This is a genomic window from Ensifer oleiphilus (assembly GCF_013371465.1).
GTDB lineage: Bacteria > Pseudomonadota > Alphaproteobacteria > Rhizobiales > Rhizobiaceae > Ensifer > Ensifer oleiphilus.
In genome coordinates this window covers 46,003-72,118 of the sequence record NZ_JABWDU010000003.1, presented here as the reverse complement: position 1 = coordinate 72,118, position 26,116 = coordinate 46,003, and the positions used below count along the sequence as shown (strand labels likewise).

Below are 26,116 nucleotides of genomic sequence, written 5' to 3'. Positions count from 1 at the left end.
GTGAAGAAGATTTTGAGAAGGCGGTTTGCGCGCGATTTTGATGCATTGCTTCTATCTGGTTCTCGTCTTTTCCAAGCGGACTGGTACTTGTCGAACAATCCTGATGTGGCAGCCTCCGGCTTTACTGCGGTTGAACACTACCTGCGATTTGGCGGCGTAGAGGGGCGAGCGCCGAGCCCCCTATTCTATGGTGAGGTTTATTTGGCGCGGCGGCCCGATGTTGCGCGAAGTGGCATAAATCCTCTGGTACATTTTCTTCGCTACGGCATCAGCGAGATTGGCCCTGAGTATGAAGATTACGGCGTTATGCTCAATAGCGTTAGCAAAGGTTGGGCATCTGAATCTGACCAGTTGCATTTCTGGGCCGAAGATGCGGATCTACTGAGTTCTTCAGGATACTTTGACGCCAGCTGGTACCTGGCAATGAACGCAGATGTTGCTGGGTCGGGAATTGACGCCCTCTCACACTATCTAACGTATGGTGCGGCGGAGGGGCGGCATCCTGGCCCGAATTTTGATAGCGATGCCTATTTATCGCAACATCCGGCAGTCGCCGCTAGCGGCACGAACCCTCTCGTACATTTCCTGCGCTATGGTGGTGCAGGAGCTGGGTCGTTTGGCGTCACCGGCCCCTTGGCAATCCGCGATGGTCAGGATGACGAAACGGTTGTGAGGGCGTCGAAGTACTTCGATGCGGGATGGTACCTTGGGCAGAATCGGGACGTGGAGGCGGCAGGTTTTGATCCCGTACTTCACTACATTGCTTTTGGGGCTGAGGAGGGCCGAAATCCCGGACCTTACTTCGACGGCGGCCTGTATCTTTTGCGCCGGCCCGATGTCGCCGCAAGTGGGATAAATCCGCTGGTTCATTTTCTCAGGTGGGGTTTTCTCGAAGTTAAAGATGATCTTTCCGCACACGGAATATTGCCAATCCGTGATCCGAAATCTACGTCAGACTTGCGAGACCCGAGTGGCCCGGAAGAGGACCGCAATCTAAAATTGCTGAGGTCCTGTAAATACTTTGATGCCGACTGGTATCTTCAACAAAACGCCGATGTGAAAGATGCAGGGTTGGATGCAGCCAAACACTACCTCGACTTTGGCGCTGCAGAGGGGCGGGAGCCAGGCCCCCTTTTCGACAGCAGAAAGTACATTGCACACTTCCCGGACGTCGGATTGAGAGGAATAAATCCCTTGCTTGATTTCATCCGTCGGGGCATAGCCGAAATTGCTGGTGCGCTTGAGGCACTAGGGTTCCCCGCTCGGCGCGAAATATCGTCAGAGCATAGCAACCGCCGCAGGAATAGTGGTCGAGTAGCCGTGTTTGTCACCCATGATTTAAACATCGGGGGTGCACCGACACTTCTGGCAACGATCGCGAAATGGTTTCAAGAGAGAACGAACTACGATGTTCGGATTGTGGCTATGAATGGCGGCCCCCTCGCGCCTGTTTTTGAGCAGATAGCTCCGTTACATGTGGTGGGAAAAATCGACATATCACATCGGGACATAGCTCAGTTACAGGCAAGATTGCATGAATTTGTAGGCGAAGAACCTGCGTTTACGTTCATAAACTCCGTTGCAGCCGGTGATTACTGCAAGATCGACCCTTATGAGGCACCAGTTTTTGGTTACGTGCATGAAATGCCCGCGATCTTAACTCTGTTCAAGGATCGATTGAAGAGCCTTCTCGCGCATGCCGACCATATATTTTGCGGGGGAAAGAACGTATATGAATATTTTCTGTCTACGGAAGGTTTGCCGGAAAGCAAACTAACAAATCGACCCGCATTCATTGAAGCTCTTCAAGAGCAAAGGAGTTGGACCGCCGCTGAAAAGCGGGCTCAGCGTGTTGCGCTAGGTTGGTCGCCGGATACAAAAATCGTTGTCGGTTGCGGAGTCTTACATTGGAGGAAGCAACCGGCGGTATTTGTCCGAATGGCGGCGAAGCTTGCTTTGGAGTGGAACCGAGACGTTCGCTTTGTTTGGGTCGGCGACGGCGAAGACTTATCGGAGATGCGCAAGCTCTCGCGTACGCTCAACGTATCTGATCGGATCGAATTTCTCGGCCACAGAGAAGATTTTCGCTCCATTTTTGCGGCGGCGGATGTTTTTGCGTTGACCTCTCTCGAGGATCCTTTCCCTCTCGTTTGCCTTGAGGCGTCAGTTGTCGGCGCTCCCTCGGTAATCTTTCGTGAGGCGACAGGGATGACAGCTCTTGTCGAACCTGATTGCGAGCCGCCGGCAGGATTGGCGGTTCCTTTGAACGATGAGGAGGCATATTTCGCGGCTGTAGACCGACTTCTGGGTGACGATGTATTGCGCGAGAATATGGCCCGATCGGCGCGCGAAAGGGTGCTGTCGCAGTACACCGCGGAAAGGGCGTGTGCCGAGATACTTAAGGTTATTCGGGAAATTGCCGGAATTGCCCCCTTGGTGTCGGTGGTAGTGCCTAGCTACAATTGCGGAGAATACCTCGGGCAACGGCTGCAGAGCATCGCCGGCCAATCGTTCAAGGACATAGAGATACTCCTTTTGGATGACGTTTCACAGGATAATAGTCGGGAGATACTCGAGCAGTTTGCGGCTGAGAATATTTACGCAAAGTTACATTTTGCATCTGAGAACAGCGGGTCAGTTTTCAAGGCTTGGAAAAGGGGAATCGAGGTCGCGACCGGCGAGCTAATTTGGCTAGCGGAGGCGGACGATTGGTGTGAGCCAACCTTTCTTGAAAAGGCGATCGCGGCGTTCGATGTGTCGGGGGTTCGGCTTGTTCACGGCAGATCTATCCCTGTGAGGGCGGATGGCGAGGTTGCCGGCGACTGGAACGACCTCTATCTCGATCGGATTTCCATCGGGCGCTGGCGAGAATCCTTCGTTTCTCCCTCGTTCAGAGAAGTCAATGAAACACTAGGTCGTGCGAACACGATCCCAAACGCGAGCGCCGTTGTTGTTAGGCGTCAATCAGCACTTCGTGCCATCCGTGTGGCAACAAAATTTAAGCTCGCAGGCGATTGGGCGTTTTATCTTGTGGCCATTGCAGGGGGCAGAATCGCTTACTGCCACGATGCTATCAATTATCACCGGCGGCACGATACTAGTGTGACTGCCAAAGTTGAGGGCGGCTTTGAATATTTTCAAGAACTGCAAGATGTGTACGCGATTGTGGAAGCATTGTACGGCGTCAATGACTCGCGAAAAGAGCTCTTTGACAAGCACGTTGCACAAGAAGTAAAGCGATTTGCTTTTGATCAGGTCTTGCCTGCGCCGCGGGTTCCCACGGAAATTAACGACGTCAGGCACCCCGCCGTTCTTTATGGTGTGGGAGATCTATCTGGCGGCGGCGCCCAAATGTTCGCAGTTCGCTTTGTAAATTCCTGGGTTAGTTCTGCGGCTTCCGCCGTTCTATTCGTTGCAGGGCACGAACCTGACAATCCCGGAACCGCAAGGCGCCTGTCACCGGAGGTCGCAGTAGTCAATCATCGGGATATAGAGGAAGCAGGCGGCTTGTCGCGGTTCATGGCAGATTGGGGCCTTGAAATCGTAGTGAGTGGGCATTGGTGGGGCGATCGAGCGCTCGGTAAGCTAATCGCGCGCGCCGATGCGCACATCCCCTGGATAATAATTATGCATGGGTGCTACGAAAACGTCTTAAGCAATGCCAAAGCGTTCCCTACCATGCTCGAAGACATGAAGACGGCAGAACTCTATTGTGATCACTGGGTTTGGACGGCTGAGAAAAATAAAGAGGTATTTGAAGCGGGATATATCGAGCCGAAGCGCATATCAAACATCGTGAATGGGTTTCAACCCGTATCAGGTTTTGATCTAACTCGTTCTGATGTTGGTTTGCCTGATGGGGCGCTTGTTTTTACTCTGGCAAGTCGCGCCATTGCGGCCAAAGGTTGGAACGTGGCAGTAGAAGCATTCAAAGAGCTGCGGCAGCGATTCACTCAGACGGTTGATGTTCGGCTTCTTTTGATTGGGGATGGCCCCGAGGCGGATACGCTAAGATCTGCCGGAGAGGTGGATGGGCTTCATCTTGTTCGGCACACGACCCGGCTCGCCGAATACATCAACTTAAGTGACGTATGTCTGCTCCCGAGTTGGTTTGCAGGAGAGTCGCTACCTCTTGTGTTGCTGGAGTTTCTTGCCCAGGGCAAGCCGGCGATTGTGTCTGATATCGGCCAGTGCGCTTGGGCTATTCAGGCAGGAGAGGCCACTGCTGGCTTGGTGGTCCCGCTTGATACTATCTCAGGCGAGGTGAGGTGCGACGTGCTTTCGAGGGCGATGGAGACATTCATCGTTGAGAGGTCGCGAGCGCAGATGCTCGAAAGGTGCGCCCTTCAGGCATTTGAGAAGTTTGACATGAATCGTATGGTTGGCGAGTATAAGGCGCTAACCATCGACGTTCTCAATGAAGCGTCGCCGCGGTGATCTTATCTATCGTAACGGTTTAATTTCGCCTTGCGGCGACGTGGGCGTCTTTGGAAAAACTGCTTGAGCAGTGTGGTGGATAGCTCCCGTCATCAGTTGCCGGCAATAGTTGGAGAAAAGTAGTCGTGACTAACGCATTTGAAGATTTTCTTTTTGATGACGGCGTCAATCAAAATTGGCATATGCAGTTGAGTGAGCGAGTTGCGCTTATGCATGTGTTGGGGCGAGTAAAATCTGAAGTTAGCCTTGAGATTGGTACGTTTCAATGCGGTAGTTTGAGACCCATTGCTGCTGCAAGTAAGCGCGTAATCACTTTCGATATCGATGAGAATCAGCATCGTATTAGCCCTCTGTTTCCCAACGTAAAATTCGTTACTGGCGATTCTGCTCAAACGCTGCCTCCCATTATTGAAGCGCTTAATTCTGGAGATGAGGAAGTTAATTTTATACTGGTAGATGGGAGTCACGAAGAAGACGGCGTTAGGCGAGATCTCATTGAGTGTATAAAATATGTACCGAAGCGACGGCCAACCGTGATACTCGCGCACGATAGCGCGAATCCGGCTGTCCGGGCTGGTATTACATCGGTTCCCTGGGTCGGATGCCCATATGTACATGCGATAAATTTGGATTTTGTACCGGGTATGCTTTATGATCGAGCGGATATAAACGGCCAGATTTGGGGAGGGTTAGCAGCGATCCTGATGTTGCCTGAGCCACGTAAATCAGAGATTGATATATCAGCGACCTTTGAGCCGTCCCGAAGAGCGCTTCTTGAAAAGTCTGTGTACAACTAGCTAGGTCAAAATGCCGATCGTGTAATCGCGCTGCAGCGGCCGTCATTGAAGTAAGAATTTGTGCGCAGGTTTGCGGCGGCGCAGCTGCATCGTCTGCGTTGGCCTTAATGTGGAACGGGAGCTGAATATGTCATCGGTTGCGTTGCTGCAGCCCAAGCGCTTTGGTGATGCGCGTGGATGGTTTGCCGAGGTTTATAGCGAGACGACGTTTCAAGGCTATGGCATCACAGAAAGGTTCGTTCAGGACAATCACTCCCTTTCTATCGTCCAATATACACTTCGGGGGTTGCACTTTCAGACCGAGCCTTTTGCCCAGGCAAAATTGGTGCGGTGCGTCCGTGGCAGTATATTCGACGTTGCGGTCGATCTACGTTCGAAGTCGCCAACTTTTGGACAGTGGGTAGGTGCCGAGCTCTCTGCGGAAAATGGCAACCAATTGTATATACCGGTCGGTTTTGCACATGGATTTTTGACACTCGAACCGATGACTGAAGTCGTCTACAAAGTTTCGAACGTCTACTCGCCTGCCTGTGATTGTGGATTGAAGTGGGACGACCCTGCTGTTGGTGTCATTTGGCCTCTTCCAAAGGGAGCGTCACCAATTTTAAGTGACAAGGATCAGCGGCAGCCACCGCTGTCAGAGATCGGAGATGTGTTCGAATATGATGGCACTCCGATGAGCCTTGTTCAGATCTGAGTTTGAAACGGAGCATTTATGCGCGTACTTGTTACTGGGGGATCAGGTTTTATCGGGTCTGCTTTGGTCCGTCACCTTATTGAGCACACGACTCATGAGGTGCTGAATTTCGACAAGATGACCTATGCGGCAACGTCAGGGTCGACCGCCAAGGTCTCAGGGTCTTGCCGGTACAAATTCGTCAAAGCGGACATTTGCGACGAATTGGCGGTAGCGAAGGCGATCTCGAATTTTCAGCCTGACGTCATCACGCACCTTGCCGCAGAATCGCACGTAGATCGATCAATCGATGGCCCCGCGGCGTTCGTGCAGACGAATTTGCTGGGGACATATACGGTACTTGCGAAGGCGCTCGAATATTGGAAGGGGCTCGATGAAGGCCGTAGCAATTCGTTTCGGTTCCACCATATCTCGACCGACGAAGTATTTGGGTCACTTGGTGACACGGGATACTTCACTGAAGCGACAGCCTACGATCCGCGATCGCCTTATTCTGCAACAAAGGCAGGGTCGGACCATTTGGTATCAGCTTGGGGGCACACTTTCGGGTTGCCTGTGTTGATTACTAACTGTTCGAATAATTATGGTCCTTATCACTTTCCTGAAAAGCTCATCCCGTTGGTGATCGTTAAGGCGTTGGCTGGTGAAAGGCTTCCTGTCTACGGCACCGGAACCAACGTTCGGGATTGGCTTTTTGTCGAGGATCATGTGCGCGCGTTGCAGACGGTGTTCGAGCAAGGTATCCCTGGTCAGACCTATAATATTGGCGGCAACAGCGAGCGACAGAACATCGAGGTTGTCGAAGCAATCTGCGCAACGCTTGACAGGTTGCGGCCACGTGCAGACGGTAAGTTGTATAGAGAGCAAATCAGTTTCGTTGCCGATCGGCCAGGGCATGATCAAAGGTACGCAATTGATGCAACCAAAATTCGCAATGAGCTTGGCTGGGCACCGCTGGAAACCTTTGAAAGTGGTGTGGAGAAAACAGTCTCTTGGTACTTGCAGGAACAGGCTTGGTGGCGTGAGATACTTGCGCGACAGAAGGCGGATGACCGCCGCGGTTTGGGCAACTAGTCCTCATGAAGATTCTCGTTACCGGTGGTGGAGGGCAGGTTGGAACAGAGTTTCAGCGTCTTCCGTGGAGCCAAAGCGTTGATGTCTGTGCGCCGCATCGGTCGGAGCTCAATCTCACTGACCCGGAGCGCTTGCAGGATTTTGTTCTACAGGGTCGCTTCGATGCGGTGATCAATCTAGCTGCTTATACGGCGGTGGATAATGCCGAACACGATATCGTCAACGCATGGCGGGTGAACGCTTTAGCGGTCGCTGCACTTGCCGAAGCTACGAAGCGTGCAGAGGTGCCACTGGTTCACGTTTCCACGGATTACGTGTTCAATGGTTCGAACTGCACACCGTACAAAGAGGATGACAGCCTGAAGCCGCTAGGGGTCTACGGTGCCTCGAAGGCGGGCGGCGAGCAGGCGCTACGCACCGCGAATGCTCGCCACGTTATACTGCGTACTGCTTGGCTGTTTAGCCCATTTGGCGGCAATTTCGTGAAGACGATGCTGCGGCTGGCCGCAGAGAGACCCGTACTGCGGGTAGTCGACGATCAAATAGGTTGCCCGACTTCGGCGAAGGATGTTGCGGCGGCTCTGGCGATCATTACTCGTCGGTTGATTGAGGACAAGGGAGCTCCGACCGGGACCTATCATTTCGTCAATTCTGGAGAAGCGAGTTGGTGCGCGTTCGCGCGTGAGATTTTTCGACAGTCCGCAGATGCAGGGTCCAGGGTTCCTACGGTCGAGGCGATAAGCACTCAAGACTACCCTACACCTGCCGTACGTCCTGCATATTCTTGTCTATCGACCGAGAAGATTACTCGTGACTTCGGCATTGTGCCTAGAGCCTGGCAAGAAGCTCTCACGGAAACGATCGCCCAACTACATGCCAATGCGCGAACGCGAATTGAAGGGAAACGGAAAACATGAAGGGTATTATTCTGGCGGGTGGTTCGGGGACGCGTCTTCATCCCGCTACTCTGGCTGTAAACAAACAGCTCATCCCGGTATATGATAAGCCGATGATTTATTATCCGCTGTCAGTACTGATGATGGCCGACATTCGTGAGATCCTAATTATCTCTTCCCCGGAGCATATAGATAGTTACAAGCGGCTTTTTGGGAATGGGTCGAAATGGGGGCTGACTTTGTCGTATGCAGAGCAGCCAAGTCCTGATGGGCTTGCTCAGGCCTTCATTATCGGCGAGGAATTTGTGGGTGAGGAGAACGTCGCCCTGGTGCTTGGAGACAACATTTTCTTCGGGGCCGGATTGAGTGAGCTCCTGTTGAGGGCACGGCAACGGAAGCACGGCGCAACAGTTTTCGCGTACGAGGTGGACGACCCGGAACGGTATGGTGTCGTTGAACTGGCTAGTGATGGACAGGCGATAAGCCTTGAAGAGAAGCCAACAAATCCCAAATCAAGATTCGCAGTAACCGGGCTCTATTTCTATGACAACAATGTCGTAGACTATGCGAAAGAATTGAAGCCCTCCGCTCGAGGGGAGTATGAGATTACGGACTTAAATCGAATCTACATGGAAAAGGGCGGGCTCTTCGTCGAGAAGATGTCGCGGGGATATGCTTGGCTAGACACCGGCACTCACGATAGCCTTCTGGAGGCTTCAGAGTTTGTTCGAGTAATTCAGCATCGGCAGGGCAATAACATCGCTTGTATTGAGGAAATAGCATATCTAAATGGCTACATCTCGAAGGAAACGCTCTACGAATATGCGAGCGCCTACTCGAAAACTGCCTACGGCCGCTACCTGCTTAAAGTCGCGGACAGTTAATTGCATTTCAAATGACTGAGGTCTGGTTAATAGCCGCACCCATCATCGCAAGATAATGTATTATTTTGTCGGTTTTCGAGCGAATGCACAGCTTTGAGGACTTGACCTGCCATGGAACTTTTATCCAGCTGGGACTAGAGCCGCGGCGGCCTTGAATGCGCCAAGTGGCGCGGCATGAGACACCGGCGCAAACGCGAAGCCTCCATCTTGCGCAGCGTTGACGTCGGTTGCAGCGATGGTCCCGGCTAGTCTGCCGGGGTCTGATATCCGAGCGATGAGTGTGGCCGGCTTCAAATCGGAATGGTGGCCGGTCTTTGATTGGAATGGCGGCCGGCTTCACGTCGGAATCCGCACCTTGTCCTACGAATAGGTGAAGATGCTCAGTGTGAGCGCTCGAACCGTTTAAGGAACGGAGGGGCAGCGAATGCCGTACGCTAGCGCCGAGCCCTTAAATGCGGGTAAGCGTTGCTGCGAACCTCCTTGACCGGTTGGCGAGATGAAGGGTTTTGAAGTGCGGCGAACACGGCGGCTAGGACCCATCAACGAAAGCGAGATAGGAGGCGCTGGATAGACAAGTGAAGCTTCCAGGCCACGGTGGACTGCATTGCGTCAATCTCCAACGCCTTTTCCGCAACCCTAGCATTGGCTTCGGCAAGTAGCGAGCTCGTTTTCTGATTTGCGAGATCGAGTGCGTGAGACTTGTCTTCCAACGCAGAAAAATCACGTTGCAAAGCGTTGACCAGATCCAGCGCCCCTAATAGCTGATCGCGTTTGGTTGTTAGTTGGCCCCTAGCCATCACGATTTCACCTTGTGTGGCAGACAGTTCCCGCTGAACTGCCGCGTAGGCGGGACGCACAATCTGAATGTCTTCCCACGCGAGTCGCGCTATCAAGTCGTTTGTCGCGCGGCGAACTGTGTCGCTCCAGCCATGCGGATCGGCACGCATCAGGTCCGAATAGACGTTTTGTTCAGTTTTCTCGCTCGAAATTGCGACGCGCAACGGACTCGGCCACCAATAAGCGCGATCAGCAATATCCAATGCTGTCGCGAACTCGGGCATTCGCGCATACCGAGATGCCATCCGTTTCGCGCTAAAGTGAAGGACAGTTGGTGCGCGACAATAGAAAATTGATTGATCGTAAGTTTCACCGACTATTCTACGCCAAAGCAGCCAGTCAGCTGCACCTTCCACGTCCTCTCTCCAAACATCTCGCGTGGGCAGGCAATCTGCTCGATATAAGAAGCAACTTGCCGGTATGCTGTTCCGTTGCTGCAGGAATGTGTTCAATTCGTCGGAAGCCGTCAGGTTTGTCAAAAACGGAGCAGCAATTCCGTCGGTAGACACCCAGAGCGCTTGGCTGTAGGCCAGCGCGCCGCCCCCTTCCAACCCGGTCAACAGCCGCTCCAAGTGGTCATGAAACAGGAGATCGTCGTCGGCGGCGAAACCAATGTACTTTCCTCGGGACTCTCGGAGCGCGACGTTTCTATTTGCGTAGCCGAAGTATGGTGCTTTCGGCAGGTCGAAGAACCGGATGCGCGGATCGTTGAAACCAGCGACGACTTCCGCCGTTCCCGCCACGCAACCGTCACCGACCACTAGTAGTTCGAAGTCGCCCATCGTCTGTGCTAGAACTGACTGAATTGCGAAGCCGATAACATCCACCCGGCTATGCGTTGGCATCAAAATCGAGACGAGCGGCCCGCTTACCATCCCTTGGCGTCGCCAAAGCTGTACGGGATCAAGTCCGTGTCGATCGGCAGCCTATATTTATCCGGCTTTGAATGGTCGTATTGGATAGTCGGGAAATTCACGACCACGACGTCCGAAGACCCGATGTTGCGATCAGCATGCCACACGAACTTCGGCACGTTGACGAGGCGCGGGCGACTGCCGGAGAGAAAGACCTTGCAGATCTTCCCGCACGTGCTCGAATCGGGCCTCGGATCGAACAATACGAGTTCCAATTCGCCACTCAGAACGAAGTAGCGGTCCTCGTGCTGCTTGTGGAGGCCCCATCCCTTAACCATTCCAGGGCGGATCGTGAATACGTACGAAAAGACCAGCGGATCAGGATGCCATCCCCATCGCGGGTCATATATTTCAGTGACGCTACCCCGGTCGTCGTCATGCCGAATACTCTCGTAAAACGACATACCATCGAGCAGCGGGGCTGTGCTGCGCCTCTTTTCGTCAACCGTACGTTGGTCTTGAACCGCAGCCTGCAAAGTCTGCTGGAGCAGATCTGAAGTGCCGGCGCGTAGGTCGTCATGCATTGCTTTTGCCCCCCATTTGAGAGGCTTCTATTACATGTTTGGGTTTCGCGCCACAGAGTTGCGCGGCGACAATCACGGCGAGATTCGCAAAGCAAGCCGCCGCGCTCGGCGTCGCCTCGATCCGCTTGAGGATATCTTTGATGCGGAGATCGTTCCGCTTCTCAAGGCCGCTCCCGGCATTCGTACGGTCGCCGTTTACGACGAGATGCTGCGGCGTCATCCGGAACTGCCCTAAGGCATTCGCCGCACACTTGAGCGGCGCATCCGGTCCTGGCGGGCCGTTCACGGTGAGGCAAAGGAGGTGATCTTCCGCCAGATGCATGAACCCGGTCGGTTGTGCCTGTCCGATTTTACCGACATGGGCAGCCTTAGCGTGACGATCGCCGGCCAGCCCGCTCGACCATCTGCTCTATCACTTCCGGTTGGTCTGGTCGGGCTTCGAACACGCCCATGTCATCCTTGGCGGCGAAAGCTTCGTCGCCTTGGCGGAGGGACTTCAGAACGCCTTGTGGTCGGTCAGCGGTTCGCCGCTCTATCACCGCGGCGACAGCCGGTCGGCTGCCTTCCGCAACATCGATGCCGATGCCAAGGTCGATCTCATCAACCGCTATGAGGACCTGTGCAATACCCTCCGTTCAGTGCTTCAGGCGGAGCGCTGCCCTTCCACCTGCTGAGCAAGCTTTATGAGCGCACCAGCGTCGTCATCACCACCAACCTCAGCTTCAGCGAATGGGCCACGGTCTTCGGTGACACCAAGATTACCAACGCTTTGCTCGACGGCCTTACACTCAATGCCGGAAATGATCTCCATGCGAGCCATGCCAACCTCTCAGATCTGATATTAGTGTCAGCACTAATGCCAGAACATCGCCTAACTGGCTCGTTCAGCAAAATCCGCTCACCGGACGCTCACAAACCAACAGCCAAGTCACAAATGTTATCGGAAACGAAAAAGGCCGCTCCTTGCCTGGAGCGGCCCACTTCTTGGAAAACTGTTGGTTCTTTATTGCTTTCTCAGAACGACGTCATCAGGCTGGTTTGCGGATTACCCACTCGTCCTGAATGCCAAACCAGTCCTTGGCGGCGAAAGAAACGAGCTTGGCATCCGGCAGGGTAGCAATCATCTTCACCACGTACTCGGGCAAGGCGATCGTAGTACCATACTCGCTGCTTTCGATATCGGGCTGGTCGGAATCGCCGCGGTAGGCATAGCCGGGCTGTTCGAACTTGAAGGCACCGAAATGCTCCGGGTAAGTCTCGATGGCGCATTCGCCGTGCGTGGTGAACATGAGAAAGCCGCCAGGCGCCAGTGCGTCATAGAGCGCCTTGAGCCAGCCTGCAAAAGATTTGTGCGGCAGATGCGAGAAGAGGGACAGCACGAAAATGAGGTTGAAGTCAGAACCGACGTCCAATTTCCTGGGATCCAGAGCGGACGGACGAGCGACCACGCCAAGTTCGTTCTGCTTGAAGTCTCGGGCTTCAAGGTGGATATCGGAGGCGACGAGGTTGGTTCGCGGGGAAAGGGCTTTCAGGTGGCGGGTAACGCGGCCGAAGCCGGCGGCAAATTCCAGAACCTTGGCCGGCTTGTTGCTGAGGCCTAGTTTCTCCAGTAGGCGCGTAACCTTCGATGCGTCGTTGAAGCCGCCATCGATGTACGCTTGGACAGCCGCGACTTCGCTCATCTTCGCTTGGTGAACGAAGTATCCTAGCAGCTGGTCACATTCATGCAGGGCAGGGCTGACGCCATAGTGTGCGGCCTGCGTCGTGGCAGCAGACTTCATGTCCTCAGAAATATCAATGGCTTTCTTCGCAGCGATACTCACGGAAAATTCCTCAAAGTTATTCAATCTAGTTCCTCAGGTGGTTCGATCCTTATTACAATTCACTGACGCAAGTCCAGAGCGGCGCTGTGAAGATGGTAGGGTGTCTCGCCAAGCTCGCGTCTAGATGATAGATCGCAGATCGATATGGCGGACTTGCAGGCGAAAATCTCATGATGAAGGAAGCTATCAACGCTCGACTGGCGGTCATTCATGCCCTCATGCTGCGGGACATGAGGACCCGGTTTGGCCGATCGTATCTTGGCTACCTCATAGCCATAGCGTGGCCGCTGACGCACTTGGTCGCTATCGTTGTGTTGACGACATATGCCAATCGGATCATGCCCCTGGGCGGTGATCCCGCCGTCTTCATCTCAACCGGGGTGATGCCCTACGTTCTATGCCTCTATCCGTCGCGGATGATGGGCTACGCGATCGAATTGAATAAGCCGCTGTTCTTGTTTCCAGCCGTCAAGCCGCTCGACTTGATCGTTTCTCGCGGGATCATAGAGTTTCTGACAGCATTCGTGGTCGTTTTCCTGTTTTTTTGCGGCGCTGCGGTTGCCGGTGTGGATCTGATGCCAATCGATATAGAAACTGGTGCAACAGCGATCCTGGCGACCGTATTCTTTGCCATATCCGTTGGCGTTCTGAATACGATCATCTCGGCCCTGTTCAAGTTCTGGCACATCATATTCATCATTGTGATGCTGATCCTATACATGACGGCCGGTGTGTTTCTGTTGCCGACCGCCATGCCGCAGCGTGTCCAGGATGTGATCTGGTACAATCCATTGTTTCAATGCGTGGAGTGGTTACGGTCGGCGTACTATGAAGGCTATGGTGATGCGATGCTCTCCAAGGGCTATCTGTTGTCTTTCGCTGTAACTTGCCTGTTTCTTGGCCTGCTCGGTGAACGGTTCATCAGAGGCAAGCTGCTCTCGTCACTTTAGATAATTGCTGCAATTGGGATCATAGGGCTTCGAATGTCCCGTTCACGATTATCTCGTCTTTCGAGCCAATAGGGAAGGCGCCAGCATAATCGAGAATTTGGAGGTTAGTGCTGTTCGCCTCGGCAAGACCTTGGAGCATTTTTCGGGACACGAATGAGCTTCCGGCGAACACCTGTGCGGCCTTGGCGGCTGCAGGTAGGCTAACGGATATTTGTCCGGAACAACTAGCCAGGTCATCGATACGTACTTGAAGCCGAACGTGAATTGTCTTGCCAAAGCCCTTAAAGGCGCCGATCGTATCAGCCTTTCCAATCATTCCAGTGCCACAGGTGATCAAGGGTGTGTACGAGGCCCATGCTGGATCGGACGGAAGCCCAAGGGCGCCTGCTTCCGAGATTTCAAGGAGAGTGGCGCTGTCATCGGCATTACGGATCTGAAGGACGCCGCCATTGTTTCGGATTGTTTTGGGAGCCGATGATCCGATAACAACGTCGCCAGGTTGCTGACCTCTTTCTAAAGCAGCCGTCCCGCGCACTCGGAAATAGGCGTTGCCGGTTGTCCTGTCAGCCGTCGCCAGAAATGCATTCTTCCAGCCGGTCGAGGCGTCAGACTGGAGATATGCGCCAGCGGTAAAAGCGGCAAAATTGGTGCCATCAAAGCTCTCAACATAGGAGCCATAACCCCCTCCTCCGGACATATCGGTTGTCGGCGCCATGTAAGGCCCGTAGGAGTGGACAGCATTGAGCACCGATCCGGAGGGATCAACGAAGGCGGCCCGAAACTCATAGCCTAGAGCTCCTCCAGTATCTTCCGATGTTCCGGTCTTTACTTTGCTGGTGGATGCCAGAACGGTAGCGGCATCGCCCTTTCGTCCTTGCTCGTTGACCAGAAACTGCGTCAAGACTTCGCCTTCAATGTTGGATGTGAGGTAATGTTCCTTTCTTACCGAGAACAAAGTGGTCACATCGGCATTTGCCGGGCCGAATAAATGGCTTCCTGGCGCGGTCATGGTTTTGGCGAACCCGACGTATGCACCACCTCCGCGAGGGCCTGAAATGGTATCGCGGTGTTCACGAGCCCGGAAGCTACCGAAGGAGATAGCGTTCCTGCCGTCTGGACCGATCAAGGCACCTTTAGCTCGCAGTGGGGGAACCTCCTGCGCCATGGCCGAGTTGAACACGAAGGCGAAGACCACGGTGATTGCAATTTTCTTCATTGGTTCTCTCCACGGCTGTTCGAACGGTGAGCCCAGCCACCATTCTCGAAGCAGGTTTATATTGCCGGATGAGGCTAGCGCCCGGTGACCCGATCTCAACACCAAGACTGAACAAAATTGCTCGGGAAGCTTTTGCAGCCTTGAATTCGGTACTTAGGCCCCTTCACAAGGCAAGAATATTGGATGTGTTGATTAAGCGGTGTATAGGCTTCGTGAACTGCCCCCCAATTCGACCGGACAGTCGGCATAAGCAGAAAGGCTCAAGCACATGCTTGAGGACAGGCTTATGCCTAACGAGTATCGACAGGTTGAATTGCTGACGGGTGATGTTCGCCGCAGGCGGTGGACAGCCGAGCAGAAGCTGACGATCATTGAGCAGAGTTTCGAACCGGGCGAGACGGTGTCTTCCACCGCTCGCCGCCATGGCGTTGCGCCCAATCTGCTTTACCGGTGGCGCAGGCTGTTGAGCGAGGGAGGTGCTGCAGCCGTGGATTCAGACGAGCCGGTTGTCGGCAATTCGGAAGTGAAGAAGCTTGAAGACCGCGTCCGCGAGTTGGAGCGCATGCTCGGCCGCAAGACGATGGAGGTCGAAATCCTCCGCGAAGCACTTTCGAAAGCAGACTCAAAAAAACGGATATCGCGGCCGATCTTGTTGCCGAAGGACGGTTCCCTATGAAAGCCGTCGCAGACACGCTGGGCGTCTCCCGTTCCAACCTCGTGGAGCGGTTGAAAGGCAGATCAAAGCCGCGCGGAGCCTATCACAAGGCCGAGGATGCGGAGCTTCTGCCTGTCATCCGCAGACTGGTGGATCAAAGGCCAACCTATGGCTATCGGCGGATTGCCGCGCTCCTCAATCGCGAAAGGCGAGCCGCCGATAAGCCTGTCGTCAACGCCAAGCGGGTTCATCGCATCATGGGCAACCACGCCATGCTGCTGGAGAAGCATACGGCCGTTCGCAAAGGTCGCATCCACGACGGCAAAGTCATGGTGATGCGCTCGAACCTGCGCTGGTGCTCCGACGGCCTGGAGTTCACTTGCTGGAATGGCGAGGTCATCCGTCTCACCTTCATCATCGATGCCTTCGACCGGGAGATCATTGCCTGGACGGCGGTCGCCAACGCGGGCATCTCCGGCTCTGACGTGCGCGACATGATGCTGGAAGCAGTCGAGAAGCGGTTCGTATCAACGCGAGCCCCGCACGCAATCGAGCATCTCTCGGACAATGGTTCTGCTTACACCGCGAGGGACACGAGGCTGTTTGCCCAGGCGCTCAATCTGACGCCTTGCTTCACGCCGGTGGCCAGCCCCCAGTCGAACGGCATGTCGGAAGCCTTCGTCAAAACCCTGAAGCGGGATTATATCCGCATCTCAGCACTACCGGACGCAGAAACGGCGCTCCGGCTCATCGACGGATGGATCGAGGATTACAACGAAATCCATCCCCATTCCGCGCTCAAGATGGCTTCCCCTCGGCAGTTCATCAGGGCTAAATCAAACTAGCCGACATGTCCGGTCAAACGGGGTGCACTCCACTTCGTGTCTGTGAATGCGAACGGTTAGACGGTCCTCTTTGCCTATTCGTAAGGAAAGGGTCTTTTGCTTCTTATCGCGCCCTTGTCACGACCTGCGCTGCGATTGCGGCCAGTAGACCCGTCAATGACACAGCGCTTCCGGACCACGACACCTTCAACCGGCGCCAACTGCGGCCATTGCAATCATCGAAGAGCTCCATCAATGAAAGAACCGCAGTCCGGAGAACTGGATTGTGGTCCTGAGTTGCCGGCGGGGGGGCTGGGGGCGACGGCAGTTGTCGAGTGCATGCCGCTCACTCGTTAAGTGAACACTGCGGGCTGTGTATGCTTCGTCGCTACTAAGCATCTTCTGCCGGTCGGCGAGCAATTCGCGGGCTTACGCCCGCCGTAATCGACCTTAGTCGCGCTCGAGACCCTCGCTGAGTGTGTTATATTTCTTGAGCATTTTGGGATCTGGCGTCATCTGCTGGTGCCACTCGAAGCGGCTCGACACCATGATATGGCAAACTTCGATCAAATCATCGATGGTCTGGAGGTTCGCGTCGGGAATCTGTTTCCGATGCGCCGGCAACCGCATCATCAAGTGATCGCGACCGACATTTTGGAATTCGACAGCCTACGCCTCAGCCCGACGGTTGAAAAGGATTGGCCCACGAAAACAAAAGTGGCGACATGAACATGAGCCGACGCATTGACGTGGCGAGCCTTGCGCTCGTCAAACAATGGGCGGCCTGAAGACGAGGGCATATCGGAATGTCAGTCGAATCTGGACTGTCGCCTGTGGCCACACCAGCACCGCCGGTGTTCCGGTCGTGCTACCGAGCATGGCAATCACCGAAGCGGAGGCCGAACAGATCCTGCAGGTCGCTCTCGCCAAGTCTAAAGGAGCGGGGCTCGCGCATGGTCAAGGTGCCGCCGACCGGAAATCAGTTCGCCGTGCTCGCGTCCTACTAATTCAACACCGGCAAGCTGGACAAGTCGATGCTCCTGAAACGGCTAAACACTGGCGACTATGAAGCGGTACCGGGCGACCTGATGAGATGGGTCGATGCCGGCGGTAAGCGCTTCAAGGGCTTGTCAACCGATGCTCGGCGGAAGCAGTCCCTTTGGTCCAAGGGTGAGTTTGTATCGATCAACTTTGTGCCGGCCGCACCGAAGCCGTCTGTGGATAGCGGATGAATTCTCCGCAGAAGTGCCGTTCTGGGCTCTTCCCCATCGCGCTCGAAGGGAATGCCAAAAGATGTTGTTTCGTTCACCGACCGATAATATGACATCCTCGTCGCAGTTCGGTGGAGAATATGGAATGGCAACCCTTGTACTTGGTCCTTCAAACGTTGGTAAATCAACCTTTATGGATGCCCATACCAAAAAGGGAGAGCCACAAGCATTCGGATCCCAAATTGCCACACACATCGATGTGCCCGAGCGGGGATATCTGCACTACAATTTGCTACACCGGTGCTTAGCGCTTAGGGACGCAGGGATTGAGTTTCGCGAGTGGGACCTCCTCTCGGAGCCGTTGCTTGAAACGATAGTTTCGTCAGGCAGAATCGAAAAGGCCGTTGTGATTGTGGCGCCGATCGAGGAGCTTATCGAACGCGCCTCTAGCCGCAAGCATTTTGAGAAAGCGCTCGAGCAATCATCGGGTTACAATTCCGCCCTGTGGGTTGAGATTCTACAAGCCGTAGATTTTTTCGCTCTTTACGAGAAAACTTTTGAGATGCTCGAGGCAAAAGGCATCAACTTCGAGGTGCTTTATTCCTCAAATGAATTCACTCACAAAGGCTCGCCGGTATTTCTACCGTCTGATCGCACTCTTGCCCATCACAACCTTCGCGGGGTCTTCATTTCCGCGCCAAGCCGGGCGGCCATCCAAGCTGTTATTGATTTGCCCGGACGCGACTATCAAAGGGTGATGCTGCCCAGAAACATGTCGACTGACACGACGAATTTCGATCACGTATCCGAAGGACGTGCGCGAACCTTCAATACATTCCGTGATCGCTCGTTTGTCGGTCGAAGCGTACTAGACATTGGGTGCGCCTTGGGGGATTTTCTGCTGCGTTACGAACGACATGGCGCAACAAAATTATGTGGCGTGGAGCTGAAGCCTAGTCGTTGGGAGGCGGCTGCCGCAATCGCGTCCCTGATGCACAGCAAGGCACTCATACACTGTGGCAACTTCCTGGAAATTCAACTCCACGAACAGTTCGATGACGTTCTCATCCTCAACGTCCTGCATCATGTGCCGGACTTTAAGCGCTTTCTTGCAAAGGCAGTCGAAGTCACCCGAGAGCGCTTGATTATCGAGTACCCAACGCTCGACGATAACAAGTTTCAAGCACTCTCCACGGTCGAAGGTGATTTCGAGCATCTTCCAATAATCGGTGTAAGCAACGCAACGGCCGACCAGACGTTCGTCTATACGCAGGCTGCCCTCGTGCGCTTGATCGCTGATCTGGGCCACTTCTCGGTATCGAGCCATCCGTCCCCGATCAAGGAAAGAAGAATCTTGGTCTTTGAACGGTTGCCAGGCTGAGTGGCGCGCGTCCCAATCGACCTCATGCCGGGCCTTTGGCCGCCCAAGGTCGAATGCGCAGCCATTGGGACCCGACTGGTGCGATCGCATCCGGGCGATTGGGGTTCTATTGTTGTTCGATAAATCCCTAGAGCGGTGGAGGTCCAATTGAAACCTCACCCTGCGGGAATGAAGTAGTTTCCGCATTCAGGCAACAACGTGGCGCGAAAGTCACCGATGGTTTCCATGGGGCGTTGACTTTCCTGACAGCCTGGCTCGTAGAGATGATCTAAGCTTGGCGAAGGCCGCTTGGATGGGATGGGGATTGGACTGTAAGATGGCAGTAAAGGCAGACAGGCGCCTTAGCCCGGATCATCGGCTCGACAAGAGAGATTGTCGATAATGACGGCGTCGCTATCTCGCAGTGTGGGGCAAGCAGCGTTTCGACAAAAGTCTCGAAGATGAGCCGATTCATCTTCCAGTCGGCAACGAAATGGTGTCAATCAGTCGCTACGCATACCGGCGGTAGAGGTCTGTCTTTCCCAATGATTGAGCAGCACTTTGCTGTTCAGGCGATCGCCCTTGCTGCTTCGGCATCTCACTCTGGTGCCCTTGACCGTCAGTCAGGCGCTGAGTTCCTGCATAGTGATGTCGGCTCTCATCGATCTCGCGCAGCAGAAGGGTATGATGCAGGTCGAGCTTGAAATGCTGCGGTTCGCCTTCGCGCTTCGGATCAGGTCTACCGGACCACTGCGAGATTTTCATCATCACGACGAAGGAACCCCATACGCTCCAATGACCGGCGGCGGCGTGACAGGAATAGCCGGCATCAACTAACGGAAGACGCGCTCCTGAAGACCACGCGAATGGGCGTCGGCATCGCAAGCCGTGGCGGGCCGAAAGGGAGTTAGGGAAACCCCCACTGCAGAATTCCTACTGATTGAAACTATAAATCTGCCGCACTAATTTGTCTGGCAAACCTATCCAGTCATGTAAGGTCGACTCTAGGTTTAACTATCCCGGAGGCAGATCCAACAATTCGTAAGACCGGATCTTCCACCGAACACTAAGGATCTGACGGGTTCAGAGACAACACATTAGGCGGAGGTGCTTCCTGAAGCTGGACTCAACGGCATAAAAACCAGCACATCGCACGAAGGGATGGACTCCCGGCGTCTACCCCATTTCGTCGGTCTCATGTTGTTGACAGCCGTCTAAATCTCTCTCATACACTTGGCATATTCCGAGGGGAGCACTTCACAGTGCTGAGATGGCGGTGAGCCGGACCCTTGAACCTGATCCGGGTCATGCCGGCGTAGGAACGGGAAAAGAGCCCTTCGGCAAACTAATCGCGTCTTCGCTTTCACCTGGGTCTCCGTGATGTTTTGTCTGGAGATCGTTCGATGTTGTCTTTTGCCAATTTGCCGCCGAATGGCGGGGGTGCATTTCGTCCGGGTTGCTGCGTCGGCTGACCGGCGGTGCGTCTGGTGTTCACGTTTGCTCGCAGTCTCGTTGTGCTTGTCATTCTCTGGCAGGCGGTCGCTGTCGTCTTCGCGCCGCCTCGCTTTCTGCTGCCGACACCGTTTGAGGTGCTGGCCGTGTTTGCGCGGCAGCCGGGCTTTCTGCTTGAGCAGAGCCTGGTGACGATTACCGAGATGCTGGCCGGCCTCGCGGTAGGGACGTTTTTCGGCGTTGTCACGGCAATCGGTGTTGCGGCTTTTCCGCGGCTCGGAAAGCTCATCTGGCCGTTCGTGCTTGTCCTCCAAGCCTTTCCCGTCTTCGTCATCGCGCCTTTGCTGGTTTTGTGGTTCGGATTCGGCGTGGTTTCGAAGGTCGTCATGGCCACGATCATCATCTTCTTTCCTATCGTTTCCGCCTTCTCTGATGGCCTGCGCCGCACCAATACGCAGATTATGGATGCAATCGCGCTGACCAAGGCAAGTCACTGGCAGGCGCTGAGGCTTGTGCGAGTGCCTCTGGCCTTGCCTGGGCTGGTGTCCGGTCTGCGTGTTGCGGCGCCCCTGGCGCCGCTCGGTGCCGTCGTCGGTGAATGGGTAGGCGCCTCCGCCGGCCTTGGCTTCGTTATCGTTCAGGCGAATGCCCGCATGCAGACCGATGTCGTTTTTGCGGCGATGGCCATTCTTGCTGTGCTTGCCGTTGGTCTGAGGCTCCTCGTCGACGAGGTAACCCGTCCTCTCGCGCATTGGGCGCGGGAAACCTGAATTTCTGTGACCAAATGGGGAGAGTTCACAATATTATGTTCCGCAAATCTCTACTTTCCGCCGGCCTAGCGCTCGGCGTCATCTTTGCAGCCGGTTCGGCCTCCGCCGACGAAAAGCTGACGGTGATGCTGGAGTGGTTCGTCAATCCCGACCACGCTCCGATCATCGTCGCCAAGGAGCTTGGCCTCTTCGAAAAGGCGGGGCTCGATGTCGAGCTCGTCCCGCCCGCCGACCCCTCGAGCGTGCCGAGGTTAGTGGCCGCCGGAAAGGCGGATATCGGCGTGCACTATCAGCCGAATCTTTATCTCGATCACGCCGCGGGTCTGCCGCTCGTTCGCGTCGGCACCCTGGTCGAGACACCGCTCAACACCGTGACCGTGCTGGACGACGGCCCGATCCGCAGTCTTGCCGACCTGAAGGGTAAGAAGATCGGCTTTTCCGTCTCCGGCTTCGAGGATGCGATGCTCGGCCAGATGCTGGCCTCGGCCGGTCTCAAAAAGGAGGACGTCGAACTGATCAACGTCAACTTCGCCCTTTCCCCGTCGCTGATCGCTGGCAAGGTCGATGCGACGATCGGGGGGTTCCGGAATTTCGAGCTGACGCAGATGCGGATTGAGGGGCATGAAGGCAGATCCTTCTTTCCCGAAGAGCATGGCGTGCCCGTTTATGATGAACTTGTCTTCGTTGCCGACAAGGCAAAGGTTACCGACAAGCGCATGCGACCTTTCCTGGCCGCTGTGGAGCAGGGCGCGATTTTCCTCACCAATCATCCGGATGATGCCTGGAAGCTGTTCATCAAGGCCTATCCGAACCTTGATGACGAGCTCAACCGAAGCGCATTCTCCGACACACTTCCACGCTTCGCCAAGAGGCCGGCGGCGCTTGACCGTGGCCGCTACGAGCGGTTTGGTGCGTTTCTCGCTGAAAACGGGTTGATCGGCAAGGCGCCTGCTGTTGACGATATTGCGGTGGAAGTTCGATGACCGATCTGTCGAGGCTCATCGAAAATGCCGCGGCATCGTTGACGCATGTGCGACAGCGGCGCCCGCGCGTGCATTGCCTGATGAATACGGTGGTGCAGAAGTTCGTGGCCGATGGTCTTGCGGCGCTCGGAGCGAACCCCTCCATGACATCGTCTCCGGATGAAGTCGCAGCCTTTGCCCGGCGCGCCGACGCACTCGTCGTCAATCTCGGCACGCTTGATGACGGGCGTCGCACGGCAATCCGGCTGGCAACCGCTGTTGCGCGTGATGCCGGCAAGCCGTGGATCGTCGATCCCGTACACTGCGATTATTCCCCGTCACGGCTTGCCTTTGCCCGGGAACTCATCGCTTCGGGTGCATCCGTTGTTCGGGGCAATGCAAGCGAGATGGATATCATCGGCGAAGTCACTGAGGCCCTGAAGATCAAGACCGGGCCGGTCGATGAACTCACCTTGGAACGACACAGGATCCGGATTGAGAACGGCCATCCGCTCATGGCGCAGGTCACGGGCACCGGGTGCCTGTCGGGCGCGTTGATCGCAGCTTTCATGGCGGTTGAGCCGGATCGCATGAAGGCTGCCACCGGCGCACTGTTGGCAAGCGGTGTGGCTGCAGAATTCGCGGCGAATAGCTCGAATGGCCCCGGGACGTTCGAGGCAGCCTTCCGCGATGCTCTCGCGGCACTCCGCCCTGAGGATATCATTGCCAATGCTAGGATTTCCCATGCCGAAGGATGATTATCGCTTGAATGCCATCCTCGATGCGCGCCTTGCAGATAAAGCGAACCTGGCTGATCTGGCGCGTACCGCTGCGCGCAATGGCGCGACGCTCATCCAGTATCGCGACAAGACGAACACCACCCGAGCGATGGTTGGGCAGGCGCGGGCAATCGGCGCAGCGCTCGCCGGCACCGGCGTACCCTTCGTTATCAATGACCACGTCGACGTGGCGCTGGCAGCGGGCGCCAATGGCGTGCATCTTGGCTGGGACGATATGGCGGCGGCGGCGCGCGCGATAATCGGTGAGGCCGCGATTATCGGCCTGACGGTCAAGAACGACCCGGACGCACAGGTCGCCATTGCCTCGTCGATTGACTATGCCTGCATCGGCGGGGTCTACGGGACACTTTCGAAGCACAATCCGGACCCGCCGGTCGGGGGCGAGGGGTTTGCCAGAATTCGCGAGATGCTTCTTGCAGCCAGGCCAAGCCTGCCGGTTAGCGCCATTGCCGGCATCAATGCGCAGCGCGCAAGTGAAGTCGTTGGCGTAGGAGCTGATGGCGTTGCGGTCATTTCCACGATCTTCTCGGCGATTGATCCTGCCGTAGCCACACGCGAACTGCGTGCCTGCGTCGATCGGGCGCTGAAGGAGGCCGCCCGATGACCGCCATCGCCGTTACCATTGCAGGCTCGGATTCCGGCGGCGGGGCCGGAATCCAAGCAGACTTGAAGGCTTTCTCCGCTTTGGGCGTCTATGGGGCCAGCGTCATCACGGCGATCACCGCACAGAACACCCGCGGCGTAACGGCAGTCGAAGACATCTCGCCGGCCATAGTCGAGGCACAGATCGACGCTGTGTTTTCGGATCTCAAGGTCGGCGCCGTGAAGATCGGCATGGTGTCCCGAGAGGAAACGATTGCGATCATCGCCGACGGGCTTCGCCGTTACGGCAAGATGGCGGTGCTCGATCCGGTTATGGCCGCCACGTCAGGCGACGCGCTGCTCCGTCCGGACGCCATTGCCACGCTGAGGGAACAGCTTCTGCCACTGGCGCTGGTCGCAACGCCCAACCTGCCAGAAGCGGCATTGCTGACCGGGCGCGCGATTGCGACAGATGAGACAGAGATGGCCCATCAGGCTGAGATCATTCTTAAAGCTGGCGCGCGCTCCGTTCTCATCAAAGGCGGGCACGCGGACGGACCCGAGGCGACGGATATCTTCTTCGGCGGCGGAGAGCCTATTCGGTTGAAGGCGCCGCGCATCGAAACCAAAAATGATCATGGCACCGGATGCACGCTGTCTGCAGCGATCGCCGCCGGCCTTGCACGTGGGCTCACACTTGTTGATGCAGTCGTCGCCGCCAAAGAATATCTGCACGGTGCAATCGTTGCCGCCGGCAATCTCAAGGTCGGGGAGGGCCGGGGACCGGTGCATCATTTCCACCGTTGGTGGCAGCCCGATGCTCGTTAGCGTGGCGCAGGCTCTGTCGCTGCGGCTGGAGCGAACGCTCGAGCTTGCCGGCGCATCGGTCCTTGCGCTGCTCCTTGCCACGGTCACGCTCTCAGTGCTCCTCCGATACGCGGTAGCAAGCGGCTTTACCGGTGCGGAAGAAGCGGCAAGCTGGCTGCTGGTGGCGCTGGTCTCGATTGGATTACCGCTCGCCTTGACGGCGAAGGGCTGCGGATCGATTTGTTCGAGGGACCGCCGGCGTCTAGAGATGGCGGTGATCAAAGACTATCCGCGCGGCTTGGAACTCCTTTTTGACGACAGAGGCACCAAGCCATTTTCGTCGGAAACCTGGTTCGTGCCCCAAGGACTGCGCGCTGTATTCTTCCGTGCCGTCACCATGCTTGCCTGCATCGTCGTGATATCCGGCAGCGGCCAGGCCGCGCTGGACCTTGGCGGCGTTTCGCCTTCGCTCGGACTGTCCGAGGGACTGCGCCCGGCCATGCTGAGTGCCGGAGGCGTCTTGGCGATTGTCGCGATCCTGCTCCGCCACGTCGCGGACGGCCGGCTCGTCGTGTTCGCCTCGATCCTTGCGATTGCCGTGGGATTACATTGGATGGTCGGGGCGGTATCACCTTTCGACCTAGTGTCTGTCCCCATAGCCTGCGTGCCTGAGATAGTTTGAGCATTCCTGCGGGCTTAATGCGATGAGAAGTTCTCCGATACGCCTCCATGTTGTTTCGACGGTTCGCTCGTCGGCCTTTCTGACGAGTGTCTTGAGCTTTGCGAACATCATTTCGATGGGATTGAGGTCTGGGCTGTAAGGCGGCAGGAAGAGGAGATGGCCACCGACTTTGCGGATAGCATCACGTGCCGGCTTTGCTTTGTGGCTTCCCAGATTGTCGAGGATGACGACGTCGCCCGGTTTCAGAGTTGGAACCAGGCTTTGTTGAACCCAGGCCGTAAAGGCAATGCCATTGATGGGGCCGTCGAGTACAAGGGGCGCCACGATGCGATCACGGCGCAGGCCGGCCAGAAAGGTCAGCGTCTTCCAGTGACCATGGGGCACCTTTGCGATCAGCTGCTCTCGCCGCTGACACCAGCCGCAGGTTCGCGTCATGTTGGTCTGACCCAGGTCTCATCGATGAAGACGAGCCGATCCGGGTTAAGTCGATGCTGATGGGTCTTCCACCGCATCCGGAACCGGGCCACCTTCGGGCGATCCTGCTCGCTTGCCACCAGTGCTTTTTTTGAAGGTTTTGCCTTCGGCACGCAGAAAACGTCAGGCCGTGTCGTGGGAAACATCGATCCCCGCAGCCTTCAGGTCTGCCGACAGGCCACGGACCGTCCAGTCCGACTTGACCTGAAGCCGCTGACGCACGGCGTCTGCCGCAGCACCCCGCAGTGTCGGCTTGACGTAGCCGCCGATCTTCGCCGGCATCAAGCCCTTGCGAACGATCGAGCTGTCCGATCCGCACGGCAGTCGCTGCCGAGACGCCGAACCGCTCGGCGGCGGCGCGAACCGTCAAGCCATCCCTCAGCGCAGCTGCAATGCGTGTTCGCAAGTCCAGAGAAAGAGGTCGCACCATCATTGCTGGCATCCAAACCAGCAATGATCTTGAATCACAAATTCAACGAAGAGTGAAT

Annotated in this window: 22 protein-coding genes, 4 pseudogenes and 1 riboswitch; of the genes and pseudogenes, 21 read left to right on the top strand and 5 right to left on the bottom strand. The window is 55.8% G+C overall.

The annotated features are described in order from the left end of the window. The 6 genes from HT585_RS32180 to rfbA all read left to right on the top strand — a co-directional run bounded on the left by HT585_RS32180 (window position 1) and on the right by rfbA (window position 8,785). Window positions 1-4,437 carry a glycosyltransferase gene (locus tag HT585_RS32180; RefSeq protein ID WP_176353360.1) on the top strand — a complete coding sequence of 1,479 codons (4,437 nt, stop codon included), beginning with the start codon at window positions 1-3 and terminating at the stop codon, window positions 4,435-4,437. A gap of 125 nt (window positions 4,438-4,562) precedes the next feature. Then, entirely contained in the window at window positions 4,563-5,234 is a 672-nt protein-coding gene (locus HT585_RS13090; protein WP_176353359.1) for a class I SAM-dependent methyltransferase, read from the top strand. A 127-nt stretch (window positions 5,235-5,361) separates the two neighbouring features. Next, a complete protein-coding gene (gene rfbC, locus HT585_RS13085) occupies window positions 5,362-5,931 on the top strand; it encodes a dTDP-4-dehydrorhamnose 3,5-epimerase (RefSeq protein ID WP_176353358.1) in 570 nt (189 codons plus the stop codon). Between the two features lie 18 nt (window positions 5,932-5,949). Next, on the top strand, window positions 5,950-7,005 hold the full coding sequence (gene rfbB, locus HT585_RS13080; RefSeq protein ID WP_176353357.1) for a dTDP-glucose 4,6-dehydratase: 1,056 nt from the start codon (window positions 5,950-5,952) through the stop codon (window positions 7,003-7,005). Window positions 7,006-7,010: 5 nt separating this feature from the next. Then, window positions 7,011-7,922 (top strand): dTDP-4-dehydrorhamnose reductase, encoded by a 912-nt coding sequence (gene rfbD, locus HT585_RS13075; protein WP_176353356.1) that lies wholly within the window; start codon window positions 7,011-7,013, stop codon window positions 7,920-7,922. Further along, window positions 7,919-8,785, top strand: a complete 867-nt coding sequence (rfbA, locus tag HT585_RS13070) for a glucose-1-phosphate thymidylyltransferase RfbA (RefSeq protein ID WP_176353355.1) — start codon at window positions 7,919-7,921, stop codon at window positions 8,783-8,785. Before rfbD ends, rfbA begins: the two co-directional genes overlap by 4 nt. Before the next feature lie 539 nt (window positions 8,786-9,324). Here rfbA and HT585_RS13065 read toward each other — a convergent pair. Together HT585_RS13065 and HT585_RS13060 are read right to left on the bottom strand one after the other, a co-directional pair. Next, complete coding sequence (locus tag HT585_RS13065; RefSeq protein ID WP_246707724.1) at window positions 9,325-10,467, bottom strand: glycosyltransferase family 2 protein; 1,143 nt, start codon at window positions 10,465-10,467, stop codon at window positions 9,325-9,327. Window positions 10,468-10,490: 23 nt separating this feature from the next. Then, on the bottom strand, window positions 10,491-11,060 hold the full coding sequence (locus tag HT585_RS13060; RefSeq protein ID WP_176353353.1) for a polysaccharide biosynthesis C-terminal domain-containing protein: 570 nt from the start codon (window positions 11,058-11,060) through the stop codon (window positions 10,491-10,493). Window positions 11,061-11,106: 46 nt separating this feature from the next. Between HT585_RS13060 and HT585_RS13055 the strand changes: the two are divergent. After that, window positions 11,107-11,695, top strand: a pseudogene (locus tag HT585_RS13055) (IS21 family transposase); the annotation flags it as partial. After that, window positions 11,686-11,865 (top strand): annotated as a pseudogene (locus tag HT585_RS13050) (ATP-binding protein); the annotation flags it as partial. The pseudogenes HT585_RS13055 and HT585_RS13050, both read left to right, overlap by 10 nt. Window positions 11,866-12,088: 223 nt before the next feature. On the opposite strand, the gene HT585_RS13045 reads toward HT585_RS13050, so the two are convergent. Then, window positions 12,089-12,907, bottom strand: coding sequence for a class I SAM-dependent methyltransferase (locus tag HT585_RS13045; RefSeq protein WP_176353352.1), 819 nt, complete (start codon window positions 12,905-12,907; stop codon window positions 12,089-12,091). A 146-nt stretch (window positions 12,908-13,053) separates the two neighbouring features. On the opposite strand from HT585_RS13045, the gene HT585_RS13040 reads away from it, so the two are divergent. Then, window positions 13,054-13,833 (top strand): ABC transporter permease, encoded by a 780-nt coding sequence (locus tag HT585_RS13040; RefSeq protein ID WP_176353351.1) that lies wholly within the window; start codon window positions 13,054-13,056, stop codon window positions 13,831-13,833. A gap of 19 nt (window positions 13,834-13,852) precedes the next feature. Here the strand turns inward: HT585_RS13040 and HT585_RS13035 are convergent, their stop codons facing one another. Continuing rightward, window positions 13,853-15,049 carry a hypothetical protein gene (locus HT585_RS13035; RefSeq protein WP_176353350.1) on the bottom strand — a complete coding sequence of 399 codons (1,197 nt, stop codon included), beginning with the start codon at window positions 15,047-15,049 and terminating at the stop codon, window positions 13,853-13,855. A 286-nt stretch (window positions 15,050-15,335) separates the two neighbouring features. On the opposite strand from HT585_RS13035, the gene HT585_RS13030 reads away from it, so the two are divergent. The 12 genes and pseudogenes from HT585_RS13030 (at window position 15,336) to HT585_RS12985 (ending at window position 25,154) form a co-directional block, all read left to right on the top strand. Further along, a protein-coding gene (locus tag HT585_RS13030; RefSeq protein WP_176353349.1) for an IS3 family transposase occupies window positions 15,336-16,549 on the top strand; the annotation gives its coding sequence in 2 pieces (ribosomal slippage) (window positions 15,336-15,672 and window positions 15,672-16,549; 1,215 coding nt in all). 531 nt (window positions 16,550-17,080) lie between these two features. Continuing rightward, on the top strand, window positions 17,081-17,257 hold the full coding sequence (locus HT585_RS13025; RefSeq protein ID WP_176353348.1) for a hypothetical protein: 177 nt from the start codon (window positions 17,081-17,083) through the stop codon (window positions 17,255-17,257). Window positions 17,258-17,303: 46 nt separating this feature from the next. Next, on the top strand, window positions 17,304-17,597 hold the full coding sequence (locus HT585_RS32240) for a glycoside hydrolase family protein (protein WP_425513741.1): 294 nt from the start codon (window positions 17,304-17,306) through the stop codon (window positions 17,595-17,597). Next, window positions 17,548-17,760, top strand: a pseudogene (locus HT585_RS32235) (glycoside hydrolase family protein); the annotation flags it as partial. The gene HT585_RS32240 and the pseudogene HT585_RS32235, both read left to right, overlap by 50 nt. A gap of 124 nt (window positions 17,761-17,884) precedes the next feature. After that, window positions 17,885-19,120 (top strand): methyltransferase domain-containing protein, encoded by a 1,236-nt coding sequence (locus HT585_RS13020; protein ID WP_176353347.1) that lies wholly within the window; start codon window positions 17,885-17,887, stop codon window positions 19,118-19,120. 561 nt (window positions 19,121-19,681) lie between these two features. Continuing rightward, window positions 19,682-19,936, top strand: a complete 255-nt coding sequence (locus HT585_RS13015) for a hypothetical protein (RefSeq protein ID WP_176353346.1) — start codon at window positions 19,682-19,684, stop codon at window positions 19,934-19,936. A 399-nt stretch (window positions 19,937-20,335) separates the two neighbouring features. Continuing rightward, window positions 20,336-20,438, top strand: a riboswitch (TPP riboswitch). A gap of 148 nt (window positions 20,439-20,586) precedes the next feature. Continuing rightward, window positions 20,587-21,321, top strand: coding sequence for an ABC transporter permease (locus HT585_RS13010; protein WP_425513740.1), 735 nt, complete (start codon window positions 20,587-20,589; stop codon window positions 21,319-21,321). 35 nt (window positions 21,322-21,356) lie between these two features. Further along, window positions 21,357-22,304 carry an ABC transporter substrate-binding protein gene (locus tag HT585_RS13005; protein ID WP_176353345.1) on the top strand — a complete coding sequence of 316 codons (948 nt, stop codon included), beginning with the start codon at window positions 21,357-21,359 and terminating at the stop codon, window positions 22,302-22,304. Next, the gene (locus HT585_RS13000; RefSeq protein WP_176353344.1) at window positions 22,301-23,041 is read left to right on the top strand and encodes a hydroxyethylthiazole kinase; all 741 of its coding nucleotides are present in this window, start codon (window positions 22,301-22,303) and stop codon (window positions 23,039-23,041) included. The genes HT585_RS13005 and HT585_RS13000 overlap by 4 nt, the downstream gene beginning before the upstream one ends. Further along, complete coding sequence (thiE, locus tag HT585_RS12995) at window positions 23,028-23,687, top strand: thiamine phosphate synthase (protein WP_176353343.1); 660 nt, start codon at window positions 23,028-23,030, stop codon at window positions 23,685-23,687. The genes HT585_RS13000 and thiE overlap by 14 nt, the downstream gene beginning before the upstream one ends. Beyond that, the gene (thiD, locus tag HT585_RS12990) at window positions 23,684-24,493 is read left to right on the top strand and encodes a bifunctional hydroxymethylpyrimidine kinase/phosphomethylpyrimidine kinase (RefSeq protein ID WP_176353342.1); all 810 of its coding nucleotides are present in this window, start codon (window positions 23,684-23,686) and stop codon (window positions 24,491-24,493) included. The genes thiE and thiD overlap by 4 nt, the downstream gene beginning before the upstream one ends. Further along, window positions 24,483-25,154, top strand: coding sequence for a hypothetical protein (locus HT585_RS12985; RefSeq protein WP_176353341.1), 672 nt, complete (start codon window positions 24,483-24,485; stop codon window positions 25,152-25,154). Before thiD ends, HT585_RS12985 begins: the two co-directional genes overlap by 11 nt. On the opposite strand, the pseudogene HT585_RS12980 reads toward HT585_RS12985, so the two are convergent. Further along, a pseudogene (locus HT585_RS12980) lies at window positions 25,113-26,058 on the bottom strand (IS630 family transposase). The gene HT585_RS12985 and the pseudogene HT585_RS12980 overlap by 42 nt on opposite strands. Window positions 26,059-26,116 lie beyond the last annotated feature (58 nt).

Bases quoted from the DNA above. Each gene is read 5' to 3' on its own strand.
- rfbC (WP_176353358.1), top strand. From the start codon at position 5,362: ATGTCATCGGTTGCGTTGCTGCAGCCCAAGCGCTTTGGTGATGCGCGT.
- rfbB (WP_176353357.1), top strand. From the start codon at position 5,950: ATGCGCGTACTTGTTACTGGGGGATCAGGTTTTATCGGGTCTGCTTTG.
- rfbD (WP_176353356.1), top strand. From the start codon at position 7,011: ATGAAGATTCTCGTTACCGGTGGTGGAGGGCAGGTTGGAACAGAGTTT.
- rfbA (WP_176353355.1), top strand. From the start codon at position 7,919: ATGAAGGGTATTATTCTGGCGGGTGGTTCGGGGACGCGTCTTCATCCC.
- HT585_RS13065 (WP_246707724.1), bottom strand. From the start codon at position 10,467: ATGCCAACGCATAGCCGGGTGGATGTTATCGGCTTCGCAATTCAGTCA.
- HT585_RS13060 (WP_176353353.1), bottom strand. From the start codon at position 11,060: ATGCATGACGACCTACGCGCCGGCACTTCAGATCTGCTCCAGCAGACT.
- HT585_RS13040 (WP_176353351.1), top strand. From the start codon at position 13,054: ATGATGAAGGAAGCTATCAACGCTCGACTGGCGGTCATTCATGCCCTC.
- HT585_RS13035 (WP_176353350.1), bottom strand. From the start codon at position 15,049: ATGAAGAAAATTGCAATCACCGTGGTCTTCGCCTTCGTGTTCAACTCG.
- HT585_RS13025 (WP_176353348.1), top strand. From the start codon at position 17,081: ATGGCAAACTTCGATCAAATCATCGATGGTCTGGAGGTTCGCGTCGGG.
- HT585_RS32240 (WP_425513741.1), top strand. From the start codon at position 17,304: ATGGGCGGCCTGAAGACGAGGGCATATCGGAATGTCAGTCGAATCTGG.
- HT585_RS13020 (WP_176353347.1), top strand. From the start codon at position 17,885: ATGGCAACCCTTGTACTTGGTCCTTCAAACGTTGGTAAATCAACCTTT.
- HT585_RS13005 (WP_176353345.1), top strand. From the start codon at position 21,357: ATGTTCCGCAAATCTCTACTTTCCGCCGGCCTAGCGCTCGGCGTCATC.
- HT585_RS13000 (WP_176353344.1), top strand. From the start codon at position 22,301: ATGACCGATCTGTCGAGGCTCATCGAAAATGCCGCGGCATCGTTGACG.
- thiE (WP_176353343.1), top strand. From the start codon at position 23,028: ATGCCGAAGGATGATTATCGCTTGAATGCCATCCTCGATGCGCGCCTT.
- thiD (WP_176353342.1), top strand. From the start codon at position 23,684: ATGACCGCCATCGCCGTTACCATTGCAGGCTCGGATTCCGGCGGCGGG.
- HT585_RS12985 (WP_176353341.1), top strand. From the start codon at position 24,483: ATGCTCGTTAGCGTGGCGCAGGCTCTGTCGCTGCGGCTGGAGCGAACG.